Source organism: Yersinia frederiksenii ATCC 33641 (assembly GCF_000754805.1).
Taxonomy (GTDB): domain Bacteria; phylum Pseudomonadota; class Gammaproteobacteria; order Enterobacterales; family Enterobacteriaceae; genus Yersinia; species Yersinia frederiksenii.
In genome coordinates this window covers 503,764-517,454 of the sequence record NZ_KN150731.1, presented here as the reverse complement: position 1 = coordinate 517,454, position 13,691 = coordinate 503,764, and the positions used below count along the sequence as shown (strand labels likewise).

Genomic DNA, 13,691 nt, shown 5'->3' with positions numbered 1-13,691 from the left:
GAAACAAGACCATTTTCAACCTTTATATTCAATTTCTTTCACTGCGTGTTCTCTACCAATGCTCAGAGCTTAACTATTCCTAGGTATATTTTTCGTGATTTAAATCACAAAAACGTCAAGCTGACACCATTCAGCTATTATTTGTTGAGAGTAATTATCATTAGCGTGAATAAAGTGATAATTCGTGACGTTAAATCATCACTGATACTACAGAATATTAACAATAATCATCATTTTAGAGGGGCCGGGCAAACCCAGTATAAATGCGGCTTTATTCCGTGGATTCCTGTAACTAATTCTATTACATTAGCGCGCACATCTGTAGGGCGATGCCCTAAGGGTGATTTTGGGTGAAAAGTACTGTGGTGGGATATTTGAATAATGCAGAATAGTTTCTGCGGGCAGGCAACATCGTTTGTGCTGCAAATTTTCCTGATTCGGGCCATAGAGTGTGTTGTCTGGGGCATTAGTTATAATGACCTGTAATCTGTGATGTATTTATTAGCAATTTCGCGGAGTGATGTGTGAGTCAATCACTGTTGGACCTTTCAGGTTACATCAAGTTTTTTGTTGGCTTATTTGCGCTGGTGAACCCGGTCGGTATACTGCCGGTTTTTATCAGTATGACCAGCTATCAGGCAGCCGCAGGGCGGGATAAAACTAATCTGACAGCTAATCTGTCGGTAGCTATTATTTTGTGGATCTCTCTGTTCTTGGGCGACGCCATCCTGAAAATATTCGGTATTTCTATTGATTCATTCCGTATTGCCGGTGGGATCTTGGTGGTCAGTATCGCGATGTCGATGATCAGCGGCAAGCTCGGCGAAGACAAACAAAACAAGCAAGAAAAAACAGAAACTGCGGTACGAGAAAGTATCGGGGTCGTTCCACTGGCATTGCCATTAATGGCCGGACCGGGGGCTATCAGTTCAACCATAGTTTGGAGTTCGCGCTACCACAGTTGGCAGAACCTGTTGGGGTTAACCGTCGCGATTGCTCTATTTGCATTTTGCTGCTGGCTATTATTTCGTGCTGCACCACTATTAGTTCGCTTGTTAGGGCAAACCGGTATTAACGTCATAACACGTATTATGGGGTTACTGCTGATGGCCTTGGGTATCGAATTTATTGTGACAGGCATCAAAGCTATTTTCCCCGGTTTGCTTTAATTCGCTGTCACGCCGTTAGCTATTCATCTCATCGTCATAGAAGGGCCACCTGTTTATTATTGGTGGCCTTTTTTGTTTAATGAAGAAGCAATTCAAGTATTTCAGCCTTAATTTGGTGCAAATAATGTATGAAGTTTAATCTGTTGCACTCAATTGTTGCAATAATAGCCTTTCGGTATAAAAAATTTAACTTAAGGCTTATTTTTACATCTTTAATAAATGATTGAACCCCCATCTGTTTAAATTAACCCCACTGTTTGTTGTTAAAATGCTCACATCATTCTGTGGGGCTTGTGCTGAATTTATCTAGATGTTATTAGTGAATACATTCCAATGAGCAGGGGTTTATTCTGCTAACGATGTTAATGTTAACTTAATGTTTCTTTAGGTTGTTTTGAAACATAATTATTGATGTGAATTTAATGTCATCATTGTTTTTTGTAACTATAATCAATGGGTTAAGTGTTTTACCTGTAACTAATATAGTTCCCTACTGTCGTTAGTGACTCATTGAAAAAGAGAATTGCTTAACATTTCTGTAAAAATTATTGGCGTCAGATTTCGGCTTCTGTTAGTTTCCCGACGACTCTCTGCCGAGAGATTTCTTGTTTTTTTAGAAAATATCGCGCCGTAATTTTTATTCTGGAATAGTTATTGCTAGTCGTTGTGGGCAGCAGATTGACGCAATCCTAGAGAAAAACATCATAAATCTCGTAAAAGGGCGGTTAGAAATGCAAATAAAGTTTAAGCAGCGACCACTGGCAATAATTAGCACTATTCTGGGTTTATCATTTTCCTGTGTAGCAATGGCAGCAACTGTTCCTAATGGTGTGGAATTAGCGATAGATCAGAGTATTACTATCAATAATGGTTCCGAGGTCGCTTCTTTGGACCCGCATAAGGTCGAAGGAAATCCTGAAACAAATATTATTCTAAATCTATTAGAAGGCTTGGTGAGTAATGATGCTAATGGCCATGTCATTCCGGCGGTTGCAACTCACTGGAATAATGACGGTTATAAAATCTGGACTTTCCACCTACGGAATGATGCCGTTTGGAGTGATGGTTCGCCAGTCACCGCACAGGATTTTGTTTATAGCTGGCAGCGATTGGCAAATCCGAAAATAGGTTCACCTTATGCCAGCTATTTGCAATATGCCCAAATTGAGAATGTTGATGAAGTCCTAAAGGGGACTAAAAAGCCTGATGAATTAGGCGTAAAAGCACTCGATAATAAAACTTTGCAAGTCACTTTGACCGAACCCGTCCCTTATTTTATCAGCATGTTGTCACACACCTCGATGAAACCAGTTAAACGCGATCTCGTTGAGAAATATGGTGATAAATGGACTCTACCGCACAATTTTGTGGGTAATGGTGCTTACCGGCTAAAAGATTGGGTGGTTAATGAGCGTATTGTGCTTGAACGTAGCCCGACTTATTGGAATAACAAAGAAACAGTTATTAATAAGGCCACTTTCTTACCAATAACCTCTGAAGTCAGTGATATTAATCGTTATCGCAGTGGCGAGATTGATATTACCAACAGTGCCATCCCCCCCAATCTGTTTGCAAAAATGAAGAAAGACCTGCCATCGCAGGTTCACGTCAATCCATACCTTTGTACCTTCTATTACGAAATTAATAATAAGAAAGCACCCTTTACTGATGCAAAGGTAAGAACGGCAATCAAATTAACCTTGGATCGTGACATCATCGCGACCAAAATTATGGGGCAAGGGCAGATCCCCGCTTATGGTTTTACCCCAACATTTACTGACGGGGGCAATTTTGCACCACCAGAGTGGGCAAGTTGGACTCAGGAAAAACGCAATGCTGAGGCTAGGAAACTGCTTGCTGAAGCCGGTTTTAACGCCGAAAACCCATTGAAATTTAATTTGCTCTACAACACCTCAGATCAAAACAAACAGCAGGCTATTGCCGCCGCATCTATGTGGCAAAAAAATCTGGGTGCCACGGTAACTTTGCAGAATCAAGAGTGGAAAACATCATTAGAAAGTCGTCATCAGGGCCAATTTGATGTCGCTAGGGCGACGTGGTGTGGTGATTATAATGAGCCGACCGCTTTCCTTAATATGTTGTTATCAGATAGCAGCAATAATACTTTCTTCTATAAAAGCCCTGAGTTTGATGCATTGTTAGCCAAAACTCTGGCCGCTCCCGATGCTAAAGCACGTGCCGCTTTGTACCAACAAGCTGAGAATTTATTGGATAAAGACTCGGCTATGGTGCCGGTTTACTACCGTGTCAGTGTTCGACTTATTCGGCCAACGGTGGGGGGATTTACCGGCAAAGACCCACAAGATTTGGTGGATTTGAAAAATCTGTATATACATAAATTATAGTTATCAGTCATATTGACTGTAGCCAGAAATAGAGTCACAAAGTATTTAGGAAAGACAGAGTAATAGGGATGTATAACACAGTACAAATTTTCGTCTGGTGTTAATACATAGGGTGTTTACATCACCGGATTCGTTCCCCGAGTGATGTAATTTAAAAATACCTTTTAAAGGTGAAGCTTGCCCAGTCACTGGGTGATGCAATAATAAAAACTGGAGTGGATATCAGCATGACCAACATCACGAAGAAAAGTCTCCTGGCCGCGGGTATTATAGCTGCCTTAGGTATGATGGCTGTGGGGAATACGTTTGCGGCTAATGTACCTGCAGGCGTACAACTGGCAGAAAAACAAGTTTTAGTCCGTAATAACGGTTCCGAGCCTCAGTCGCTGGACCCACATAAAATTGAAGGTGTGCCAGAATCAAATATCTCTCGTGACCTGTTAGAAGGATTGGTTATTAACGATCCTAACGGCAAAATACTGCCGGGTGTCGCAGAAAGCTGGGATAATAAGGACTTTAAAGTTTGGACTTTCCATCTTCGTAAAGATGCTAAATGGTCAAATGGTGACCCTGTAACGGCCCAGGATTTTGTTTATAGTTGGCAACGTCTGGCTGATCCTAAAACAGTTTCTCCTTATGCAAGCTATGTGCAATATGCACATATTGCCAATATCGACGATATTATCACTGGCAAAAAGTCACCTGATACTTTGGGTGTGAAGGCGTTGGATGACCATACTCTGGAAGTCACGCTGACTGAACCTGTTCCTTATTTGGATAAGCTGTTAGCTCACCCATCTATGTCACCGGTTAATAAAACTGTGGTTGAGAAGTTTGGTGAGAAGTGGACGCAACCACAAAACTTTGTCGGTAATGGTGCCTATAAGTTGAAAAACTGGACCGTTAACGAACGTATTGTATTAGAGCGCAGCCCCACTTATTGGGATAACGCGAAAACTGTGATTAATCAGGTCACTTATCTGCCAATCTCTTCTGAAGTGACTGATGTTAACCGCTATCGCAGCGGCGAAATCGACATGACTTATAACAACATGCCGATTGAATTATTCCAGAAACTGAAAAAAGAGATCCCGCAAGAAGTTCACGTTGACCCATATCTGTGTACTTATTACTACGAAATCAACAATCAGAAAGCCCCATTCACCGATGCTCGGGTTCGTGAAGCTCTGAAACTGGGTATGGATCGCGACATTATTGTGAACAAAGTGAAAAACCAAGGTGATTTACCTGCTTATGGTTTCACCCCACCGTATACCAGTGGTGCTGAGTTGACACCACCAGAATGGTTTGGCTGGACACAAGAAAAACGTAATGAAGTGGCTAAGAAATTGCTGGCAGAAGCGGGCTATACCCAAGACAAGCCACTGACATTTAATCTGCTATATAACTCATCAGATTTGCATAAGAAGCTGGCTATTGCCGCGGCATCTATCTGGAAGAAAAACTTGGGTGTTGACGTCAAGCTAGAAAACCAAGAGTGGAAAACCTTCTTGGATACCCGCCATCAAGGGACTTTCGATGTTGCTCGTGCCGGCTGGTGCGCTGACTATAACGAACCTTCTTCATTCCTGAACATAATGCTATCCGACAGCAGTAATAATACCGCGCATTATAAGAACCCAACGTTTGATAAGTTGATACAAGATACGTTGAAAGTTACATCGGAGAAAGAGCGTGCGGGTTTGTACCAACAAGCTGAAGTACAGCTGGATAAAGACTCTTCAATTGTGCCATTGTTCTACTACGTGAATGCCCGTTTAGTGAAGCCTTATGTCGGTGGTTACACCGGTAAAGATCCACTGGATAATATGCACGTTAAAGATCTTTATATTATCAAGCACTAGTATAGTAAGGGCAGCCACTAAATCGGTGTGCTGCCCTTATTGCTTTGAAATATAAAGTCGCAGTAAGAGGCTAAAGGTACAGGCAATGTTAAAATTTATTCTACGCCGCTGTCTGGAAGCAATTCCGACACTTTTCATTTTGATAACCATTTCATTCTTTATGATGCGGCTCGCTCCGGGCAGCCCATTTACCGGCGAACGTAATCTTCCTCCCGAAGTTATGGCGAATATTGAGGCGAAATATCACCTTAATGACCCCGTTTACAAACAGTATTTCAATTACTTGGGGCAACTGGCGCAAGGTGATCTTGGGCCTTCGTTCAAATATAAAGATTACACCGTGAATGAGTTGGTTTCAGCATCGTTTCCGGTTTCAGCAAAACTCGGATTCGCTGCATTTTTATTAGCTGTAGTTTTAGGTGTTAGTGCCGGAGTTATTGCAGCATTAAATCAAAATACCAAATGGGATTATACGGTAATGGGGTTTGCCATGACCGGAGTGGTTATCCCCAGTTTCGTGGTCGCGCCTTTATTGGTATTGGTTTTCGCCATTATATTAAAATGGCTGCCCGGTGGGGGATGGAACGGTGGAGCACCGAAGTATATTATTCTGCCGATGGTGGCGTTGTCACTGGCTTATATTGCCAGTATCGCGCGAATTACCCGTGGCTCAATGATTGAAGTTCTTCATTCTAATTTCATCCGCACGGCGCGAGCTAAAGGCTTGCCACTGCGAACGATTGTATTACGACATGCTTTAAAACCGGCATTGCTCCCCGTTCTATCTTATATGGGACCGGCATTTGTCGGAATTATCACCGGTTCAATGGTTATTGAGACTATCTTTGGTCTACCGGGTATTGGTCAGTTGTTCGTCAACGGAGCGTTAAACCGCGATTACTCTTTGGTCTTGAGTTTGACCATTCTAGTGGGCGCCTTAACTATTTTATTCAATGCGATTGTTGATGTGCTCTATGCCGTCATTGATCCGAAAATCCGTTACTAGCACTGGAGCACGCCAATTATGTTGAGCAAGAAAAATAGCGAAGCTCTGGAAGTTTTCAGTGAAAAACTGGAAGTTGAAGGGCGTAGCCTTTGGCAGGATGCCCGCCGCCGCTTTATTCATAACCGTGCGGCGATCACCAGTTTGGTGATCCTTATGTTAATTACCTTATTTGTTATTCTGGCTCCAATGTTAGCGCAGTTTTCCTATTCGGATACTGATTGGGGCATGATGTCGTCCGCACCCGATATGGAATCCGGGCACTATTTTGGTACCGATTCCTCGGGCCGTGACCTGTTGGTTCGTGTCGCTATTGGTGGACGGATATCATTAATGGTGGGCGTTGCTGCTGCGCTAGTTGCAGTGGTGGTCGGTACACTGTATGGATCTTTATCGGGCTATCTGGGGGGTAAAGTCGATTCATTGATGATGCGCTTGCTGGAAATCCTTAACTCATTCCCTTTCATGTTCTTCGTTATTTTGCTGGTGACCTTCTTTGGACAGAATATCCTGTTGATATTTGTCGCAATCGGCATGGTTTCCTGGCTGGATATGGCGCGTATTGTGCGCGGACAAACCTTAAGCCTGAAACGGAAAGAATTCATTGAAGCTGCGCTGGTGGGGGGCGTTTCCACGCGTAATATTGTGTTGCGCCATATCGTCCCGAACGTATTAGGTGTAGTGGTGGTATATGCTTCTCTGCTGGTTCCGAGCATGATTTTGTTTGAATCCTTCCTGAGTTTTCTGGGGTTAGGGACTCAGGAGCCGCTGAGTAGCTGGGGCGCATTACTGAGTGATGGTGCCAACTCAATGGAGGTTTCTCCGTGGTTATTGATGTTCCCTGCTGGTTTCCTGGTAGTGACTTTGTTCTGTTTTAACTTTATCGGCGATGGCTTGCGTGATGCCCTCGACCCGAAAGATCGCTGAGGAGTGGCGCCATGACGACGATAGATAATCAGTCTACTGTTCAGCAATCTGCCTTGTTTGAGCAAAATGTACTGCTGGATGTAAAGGATTTGACTGTCACCTTCGGTACGCCGGATGGTGATGTTACCGCAGTTAACGCACTTAATTTTGATCTGCGCGCCGGTGAAACTTTGGGCATCGTTGGCGAGTCAGGCTCCGGTAAATCGCAAACGGCGTTTGCTTTAATGGGGTTGTTGGCCAGTAATGGTCGGATAGGGGGGTCGGCTAAGTTTAATGGTCGTGAAATTCTCAACCTGCCGGAGAAACAACTGAACCGTTTACGGGCCGAAGAGATCTCGATGATTTTCCAAGACCCAATGACCTCTCTGAATCCTTATATGCGCGTGGGTGAGCAGCTGATGGAAGTGCTGCAACTGCATAAAAAGATGAGTAAGAGTGAAGCCTTTGAAGAGTCAATCCGCATGCTTGATGCGGTAAAAATGCCGGAAGCACGTAAACGGATGCGCATGTATCCCCATGAATTTTCAGGTGGTATGCGGCAACGAGTGATGATTGCCATGGCATTGCTGTGCCGGCCTAAGCTGTTAATTGCCGATGAGCCGACAACGGCACTGGATGTTACCGTTCAAGCTCAAATCATGACTTTGCTGAATGAACTGAAAAATGAGTTTAATACCGCCATTATCATGATCACCCATGACTTGGGGGTGGTTGCCGGTATTTGTAATAAAGTTCTGGTGATGTATGCCGGCCGAACAATGGAGTATGGTCAGGCGCGTGATATTTTTTATCACCCAAGCCACCCTTATTCTATTGGCCTGTTGAATGCAGTTCCTCGTCTTGATGCTGAAGGCGAATCTCTCATGACCATTCCGGGTAATCCACCCAACTTACTGCGTTTGCCGAAAGGCTGCCCGTTCCAGCCTCGTTGCCAATATGCCATGGACCGCTGTTCAACGGCTCCGGCATTAGAGCACTTTGGTGATGGCCGTTTACGTGCCTGCTATAAGCCAGTAGGGGAATTAGTATGAATGCCGTGACAGAGAAGAAAGTCTTGTTAGAAGTGGCTGATCTGAAAGTTCATTTTGATATTCAGGATGGTAAACAGTGGTTCTGGCAGCCGAGTAAAACACTAAAAGCGGTTGATGGTGTCACCCTGCGTTTGTATGAGGGCGAGACTTTAGGGGTTGTGGGTGAGTCAGGTTGTGGCAAATCAACCTTTGCCCGCGCCATTATTGGTTTAGTGAAAGCGACTGGCGGCAGTGTGGCGTGGTTAGGTAAAGATTTGCTGAATATGAGTGCTGCCGAATGGCGTGCGACTCGCAGTGATATTCAGATGATATTCCAAGACCCGCTCGCGTCATTAAATCCGCGAATGACTATAGGCGAAATCATTGCCGAGCCATTGCGGACTTATCATCCCAAAATGCCGCGTCAGGAAATCAAAGACAAAGTTAAAGCTATGATGCTGAAAGTGGGCTTACTGCCTAACTTAATCAACCGCTATCCCCATGAGTTTTCTGGGGGGCAGTGCCAGCGAATAGGTATTGCACGCGCGTTGATTTTGGAACCGAAACTGGTGATTTGTGATGAACCCGTATCGGCGCTAGATGTGTCAATTCAAGCTCAAGTCGTGAATTTATTGCAGCAATTACAGCGAGAGATGGGGTTATCTCTGATCTTTATTGCGCACGATTTGGCAGTGGTAAAGCACATTTCTGACCGAGTATTGGTGATGTATCTAGGCCACGCGGTTGAATTGGGTACCTATGATGAGGTTTATCATAATCCACAGCACCCTTATACCAAGGCTCTAATGTCGGCAGTCCCAATCCCTGATCCTGACAAAGAGAGGGCGAAAGTTATTCAACTGCTGGAGGGGGAGTTACCGTCTCCGATAAACCCACCTTCTGGTTGTGTGTTTCGTACTCGCTGCCCGATTGCGGGACCAGAGTGTGCCAAGACACGTCCATTATTAGAAGGAAGCTTCCGCCATGCGGTCTCTTGCCTGAAAGTGGACCCTTTGTGATGCCATCATTCAGACATTGATAAGTTAATAAAAAAATCCCCGCCAAATAAATAAGCGGGGATTTTTTCTATCAATGTTTATGACGAACTACAGCCGATAAACACCGACGGCATAGGTTCGGGCCAGTCGCCTATTACTCTTTCCACAGAATGTGGCAAAGCTTATGGTCTTTTTCACGGCATAATAGAACACGGGCAAATACATCGTTTATCTCTTCACCATCATTGTCAGCCAGACCAATGACCACCTCGGCAAAAAAATCCGGGTTTAAATCAAAATCGACATGGTCTTGCCAGTCTTCCGCGGGATCAAACAACTCAGCACCGCCACGTTCTTCAAACTGAAGGTTAAACAATAAGATGTCTGCTGGGTCGAGGTTATCACCCGCCAGTTCCAGAAAAATATCGTAAGCCTGCTCCAGTGTTTCATCTTCAGTCAGGCGATTATTAAGGTCCATGGTGCTTGGCTCTGGTGTATTCTGATCCATTTGCAGATTCCCATTTAGTATTTGCAGATTGCGCTCATTAAAACATTCTCTATGTCACTTTTACAATTATTATGCTGCTGAAAGCTCATAACTCAGAGAATCTACAACTGGCTGACCGTTGGCTTTGAATTTATTACAAGAATGGGCTGAAAAAATAGAATAGTCTTTCAGTGACTCGGTGCCAGAGAGGGCGCTTGTTCCACTGTTCCTCATCTAATAACACTGAACGAGCAATATAGTCATCTTGCACTTGCGCCAAGTCTGCCCCAAAACCATCATCATCAATCACCAGCGTAATTTCAAAATTAAGCCATAAGCTGCGCATATCTAGGTTAACGGTGCCCACCAGACTTAATTGCCCGTCAACTAGCACACTCTTGCTGTGCAACAGACCTCCTTCAAACTGGTAAATTTTAACGCCTGCTTCAAGCAATTCAGAGAAGAAGCCACGGCTAGCCCAGCGCACCATCATCGAATCGTTATCTTTTGGCACGATAATACTGACATCGACACCGCGCTGCGCCGCGGTACAAATGGCATGCAGCAAATCATCGCTCGGCACTAAATAAGGAGTAGTCATGACCAATTGCTGACGTGCGGCATACACGGCCGTTAATAATGCCTGATGAATCATCTCTTCAGGGAAACCCGGGCCGGAAGCAATAACCTGAATGGTATGGCCGCTCTCTTCTTCGAACGGCATGACATGAGTATCGGGTGGCGGTGGCAGAATACGCTTACCGGTTTCAATCTCCCAATCACAGGCATATACGATACCTATAGTGGTCGCTACCGGGCCTTCCATACGCGCCATCATATCAATCCATTGACCCACACCCGCATCTTGTTTGAAGAAGCGCGGATCCACCATATTCATGCTGCCGGTGTAGGCTACATAGTTATCAATCAAGACCACTTTGCGGTGTTGACGTAAATCCATTCGGCGAAAGAATACCCGGAAGACATTCACCTTAAGCGCTTCGACCACTTCGATGCCAGCATTGCGCATCATGGAAGGGTATGGGGTACGGAAGAATTGCTGACTCCCGGCCGAATCAAGCATCAGTCGGCAATGAACACCGCGCCGTGCTGCGGCCATTAGAGACTCAGCAACTTGATCAACTAAGCCGCCTGGCTGCCAGATATAAAAAACCATCTCTATATTATGACGAGCCAATTCGATGTCACGCACCAGCGCTTTTAATGTGTCATCGGTAGTGGTTAATAATTGTAATTGATTACCTTTGACGCCACTGATGCCTTGGCGGCGTTCGCATAATTGAAACAGGGGGGTTGCCACCTCACTATTTGAGCTGGCAAATATGTGCTGGCAGTCTTTCAGCTCACTGAGCCAGCGAGCAGTGGAAGGCCACATTGCTTTTGCCCGCTCAGCACGCCGCTTACCCAGATGAAGCTCACCAAATGAGAGGTAAGCAATAATTCCCACCAAAGGCAGAATATAAATAACAAGCAGCCATGCCATGGCCGAAGGAACGGCTCTGCGTTTCATCAGAATACGCAATGTTACCCCGGCAATAAGCAACCAATAGCCAAAAACTGAGAGCCAACTGATCACGGTATAAAATGTTGTCATAAGGGCGGAAATCCTGTTCACAAACGGTCAGTAAAGAGTGTACGCACAGTATGCTAAAGGCGAAACCTTTAATCGGATATATTACGAGATAAAATCTTTTAGGCTAAAGGACTTGCAAGAGTAAATATAGCAGAGGTTTGCTAGTACTCCGGTCCTGATGATGATGGAATTTAGGGTTAAACATGCATTTTTGCCACACAGTGACTTGGATCAAAAGATGAAAGGCCTATAATGAGCCGGTTCTCAGCTTTGGAAGAATGTCTTCATGAGACGGAGTAAGAATGAGGTAGGCCGTTGGCGTATGCTGCGGCAAAATCAGCGCCGTAGAAACCGCTGGCTGGAAGGTCAATCGCGACGTTATCGCCATATATATAGTGTGCGGCAGCTTCATGAACATCAGCATCGTAGGGCGCTATTGTTCACCGTGGCTTATGAATGGTGATTCACCGTGGTAGATAATGAAAACAGTCTCTTTATGAGGCTGTTTTTGTTTTCACCATTCTGAGAACCTGCGAGTTATTAATTTTTCACTATTGAAAACGTCGAGTATGACTCTCCCTGGCTGTGATGTTGCCGATGACGGTTTTAACATTTCGTGGCTAACTTGAAATTGACTAATGATATTTTCCTCTTTAGATCACGTTTTTCTTCGCAGAAAAATCATCCCTATCCTAAATTAACAAAATGCGATAATTCTGATGTTATTATTAATAATAGACAGTGCAAAATAGCAATTAATCAGTTTATTTCACATCAGAATGACATCGCGCTACTCTATATATTAGGCCGCTTCGTTCTCATCGTTCAGTTTCAGGGGTGTTACTGTCGAGGGGGTGAGGCGGCCATTCTCCTGTTAAATAAATGATTATGAAATAATAAACTTGATAATCATCGTGATTGTCTAATACTTTGTTATCTATCAATGACTTGTTATTTTGTGTGTTTTCTTTTGTCAATTGTTGTTATCGTTTTTAGTGATCAATAATAAAAAATTGATCAATTTTACCAATTGATCAATACTGCTGTTCTAATCAAATAAAAGGATTTTTACCGTGGATAGCAGGCTAAACATTGCAGTCGATTGCACTTTTATCTGTGAGCCGGTTTACAAACTTAATGGTAAGTTATTTGCAGTAGAGTTATTGAGCCGGTTCACAACGAGCTCTTTTAAATCGCCTATTTATACCGAACGTTTCTTGCATCAGCTTAATGCCCAGATGAAAGCAACCTTGTTGTATGACCAATTATCGGCGGTAAAAAAACAGCAGAAATGGTTTATTGAGCATCAAATAATACTCTCAATTAATATAGATTTTGATATGACACAAGCCGTGCTAGGTGACGAGTCTGTCATATCATTATTGAGTTCGATGCCTTTCATCCGGTTGGAGATAATGGAGAGCTTTCCCAATCTTAGTGAAGGGGTGAGGAATACCCCATTAAGTAAGCTGGCTAAACGATACTCCTTGTGGTTGGATGATTTTGGCAGTGGCAATGCTCACATTGCCGCGGCCGCCAGTGGTTTCTTTGAATGTGTCAAAATTGACAAGCATTTTTACTGGCAGTGGGGAGGGAGTGCCACCTTTGATAACCTGTTGATGCGTTTACGTGATCATTGCCAGAATGTTGTTGTTGAAGGGGTCGAAACTCATCAGCAGTTTAGCCAGCTTGCTAATATGGGCGTTGATGCCATGCAAGGTTACTTATTTAGCTCGGTGGTATTGGATGAGCTAAATCATCTTCCACTACGTTATGAGCATGCCAATATTAGATAGATTCAGCGCGATATTAGCCCGGTAGTCGTTAGCTCAAGGTCATGGCTGCCACTCAAAAAAAGGTAAATTATATTGACAGGACATTAACTTAGAGGGCTTTTGCTGTGAATATCACAGTTATATGATGCTGTTCAGTGGATGATACAATCCCTATTACAGCAAAGGCTATCGTTCATGTCTCAATATAAATTAGCTAAAACAGTATTCTTTGGGGATTTAAAAACCAGCACCGCACTTTATAAATATGAGATTTATTGTGAGGAGTCTGAGTTGATATACCACGCTGCTGTTTATTCTGAACAAGTCATTGCTGCCGGGAAACACACTTATCCTGTATGGGTAAGAAAAGACCATATGATATTAAAATCACCTGCACACATGCTGGATAAAGCGGTGGAAGCTTGCGAGGATCATTGGTTAAAGCACTACAAAGTGTAGTGGTATAAGGTACCGCCTATCTCATGACATAGCTAAAA

12 protein-coding genes are annotated in these 13,691 nt (G+C 43.8%); 10 read left to right on the top strand and 2 right to left on the bottom strand.

What is annotated here, in order from left to right; all coding sequences use genetic code 11:
* Nucleotides 1-524: 524 nt before the first annotated feature.
* The 7 genes from DJ58_RS19075 to oppF all read left to right on the top strand — a co-directional run bounded on the left by DJ58_RS19075 (nt 525) and on the right by oppF (nt 9,359).
* Nucleotides 525-1,169: a YchE family NAAT transporter gene (locus DJ58_RS19075; RefSeq protein ID WP_004708395.1), complete on the top strand. Its 645-nt coding sequence runs from the start codon at nt 525-527 to the stop codon at nt 1,167-1,169.
* A 731-nt stretch (nt 1,170-1,900) separates the two neighbouring features.
* The gene (locus tag DJ58_RS19080) at nt 1,901-3,535 is read left to right on the top strand and encodes an ABC transporter substrate-binding protein (RefSeq protein ID WP_004708392.1); all 1,635 of its coding nucleotides are present in this window, start codon (nt 1,901-1,903) and stop codon (nt 3,533-3,535) included.
* Nucleotides 3,536-3,762: 227 nt separating this feature from the next.
* Complete coding sequence (gene oppA, locus DJ58_RS19085) at nt 3,763-5,400, top strand: oligopeptide ABC transporter substrate-binding protein OppA (protein ID WP_032910844.1); 1,638 nt, start codon at nt 3,763-3,765, stop codon at nt 5,398-5,400.
* Between the two features lie 85 nt (nt 5,401-5,485).
* Complete coding sequence (oppB, locus tag DJ58_RS19090) at nt 5,486-6,406, top strand: oligopeptide ABC transporter permease OppB (protein ID WP_004708389.1); 921 nt, start codon at nt 5,486-5,488, stop codon at nt 6,404-6,406.
* A gap of 15 nt (nt 6,407-6,421) precedes the next feature.
* Entirely contained in the window at nt 6,422-7,330 is a 909-nt protein-coding gene (gene oppC / locus DJ58_RS19095) for an oligopeptide ABC transporter permease OppC (protein ID WP_032910843.1), read from the top strand.
* Between the two features lie 11 nt (nt 7,331-7,341).
* Nucleotides 7,342-8,361, top strand: coding sequence for an ABC transporter ATP-binding protein (oppD, locus tag DJ58_RS19100; protein ID WP_004708385.1), 1,020 nt, complete (start codon nt 7,342-7,344; stop codon nt 8,359-8,361).
* Nucleotides 8,358-9,359 (top strand): murein tripeptide/oligopeptide ABC transporter ATP binding protein OppF, encoded by a 1,002-nt coding sequence (oppF, locus tag DJ58_RS19105; RefSeq protein WP_032910842.1) that lies wholly within the window; start codon nt 8,358-8,360, stop codon nt 9,357-9,359. Before oppD ends, oppF begins: the two co-directional genes overlap by 4 nt.
* 133 nt (nt 9,360-9,492) lie before the next feature.
* On the opposite strand, the gene DJ58_RS19110 is transcribed toward oppF, so the two are convergent.
* On the bottom strand, nt 9,493-9,816 hold the full coding sequence (locus DJ58_RS19110; protein WP_032910897.1) for an HI1450 family dsDNA-mimic protein: 324 nt from the start codon (nt 9,814-9,816) through the stop codon (nt 9,493-9,495).
* 163 nt (nt 9,817-9,979) lie between these two features.
* On the bottom strand, nt 9,980-11,440 hold the full coding sequence (gene cls, locus DJ58_RS19115; protein WP_004708379.1) for a cardiolipin synthase: 1,461 nt from the start codon (nt 11,438-11,440) through the stop codon (nt 9,980-9,982).
* A gap of 265 nt (nt 11,441-11,705) precedes the next feature.
* On the opposite strand from cls, the gene DJ58_RS22375 reads away from it, so the two are divergent.
* The 3 genes from DJ58_RS22375 to DJ58_RS19125 all read left to right on the top strand — a co-directional run bounded on the left by DJ58_RS22375 (nt 11,706) and on the right by DJ58_RS19125 (nt 13,653).
* Nucleotides 11,706-11,882: a YciY family protein gene (locus DJ58_RS22375; protein WP_071985029.1), complete on the top strand. Its 177-nt coding sequence runs from the start codon at nt 11,706-11,708 to the stop codon at nt 11,880-11,882.
* A 610-nt stretch (nt 11,883-12,492) separates the two neighbouring features.
* Complete coding sequence (locus DJ58_RS19120; RefSeq protein WP_004708375.1) at nt 12,493-13,215, top strand: EAL domain-containing protein; 723 nt, start codon at nt 12,493-12,495, stop codon at nt 13,213-13,215.
* Nucleotides 13,216-13,389: 174 nt separating this feature from the next.
* Nucleotides 13,390-13,653: a hypothetical protein gene (locus DJ58_RS19125; protein WP_004708374.1), complete on the top strand. Its 264-nt coding sequence runs from the start codon at nt 13,390-13,392 to the stop codon at nt 13,651-13,653.
* Nucleotides 13,654-13,691 lie beyond the last annotated feature (38 nt).